Here is a 1,228-nt window from a genome sequence, read left to right as displayed (position 1 = left end):
TTTAACGGATTTCCGAAAGAAGTCTCCCATCCTCAAGGAATGTGCAGGGCGTAGCCTAATGAGTAGGTGGGAGATGAATTTCGGTTGGCTTTAGCCAAAGGTTTTGATATAATTAGTCTTATATATAAAAAAGGATTGATATATCAATGAAATTGGATAGTAATAATCATTCAGTGTTCCTATTACATTATCATCTTGTATTAGTTGTAAAGTATCGCAGAGAAGTGTTCACCGATGAAATATCTGATTTTGCAAAAGATATGTTCATTGAGATCGGAAAAAAATACAACATTACTTTGACAGAGTGGAATCATGATAAGGATCATATCCACATCCTATTCAAAGCACATCCTAATTCTGAATTATCGAAGTTCATCAATACTTATAAGAGTGCAAGTTCTCGACTGATAAAGAAAAACTTTCCTCATATCCGAAAAAGACTATGGAAAGAGATGTTTTGGTCAAGAAGCTTTTGCCTGCTTACAACAGGCGGTGCACCAATAGAAGTCATAAAAAAATACATTGAAAATCAAGGTCAGAAGTGAGGTGATTTGATATGGCCAAACAAAACAAAGCCTTCAAATTTCGTTTGTATCCGAATAAAGAACAGAAAATCCAATTAGCCAAAACATTTGGTTGTGTTCGCTTTGTCTACAATAAGATGCTGGAAGAACGTAAGGAAACGTATGAGAAATTCAAAAACGATAAAGAAACGCTTAAACAACAAGCATTCCCGACACCAGCGAAATACAAAGATGAATTTCCATTCCTAAAAGAAGTGGATTCTTTAGCTTTAGCAAACGCACAGATCAATTTGCAAAATGCTTATAAGAACTTTTTTGAAGGTCGTGCGGAGTTTCCTAAATTCAAAAGCAAGAAAAATAAACAATCTTACACAACCAATATGGTCAACGGCAATATTAAGCTAGAAAATGGTCATATCAAACTACCAAAAATCAAAAAGCCAATGAAAATGAACCGACATAGAGAAATACCTGCTGATTATAAAATCAAATCTTGTACTATTTCTAAAACAAATACAGGTAAATATTATATTTCGATTTTGACAGAATACGAGAAAGATATTCAGTCAGTAAAGATTCAAAAAGTAGTTGGCTTAGATTTTGCTATGGACGGTCTATATGTCGAGAGTGAACAGGGTGAGAAAGCCAATTACCCACGGTACTATCGACAAGCATTAGACAAACTGGCAAAAGCACAACGAATT

At 34.4% G+C, this 1,228-nt stretch carries 2 protein-coding genes; both read left to right on the top strand.

Annotated elements, in window-relative coordinates; genetic code table 11:
* The first annotated feature begins 146 nt into the window (after window positions 1–146).
* A complete protein-coding gene (tnpA, locus tag LIZ98_RS17475; protein ID WP_094245197.1) occupies window positions 147–545 on the top strand; it encodes an IS200/IS605 family transposase in 399 nt (132 codons plus the stop codon).
* A gap of 11 nt (window positions 546–556) precedes the next feature.
* Window positions 557–1,228, top strand: a 672-nt coding sequence (locus LIZ98_RS17470) for a transposase (protein ID WP_227140405.1), incomplete at its 3' end; no start/stop codon positions are given.

The organism is Caldibacillus sp. 210928-DFI.2.18 (genome assembly GCF_020554505.1).
In the GTDB taxonomy this organism is placed as follows: Bacteria; Bacillota; Bacilli; order Bacillales; family Caldibacillaceae; genus Caldifermentibacillus; species Caldifermentibacillus hisashii.
The sequence above is the reverse complement of the archived record's forward strand: the minus strand, read 5'-3'. Positions and strand labels throughout refer to the sequence as shown.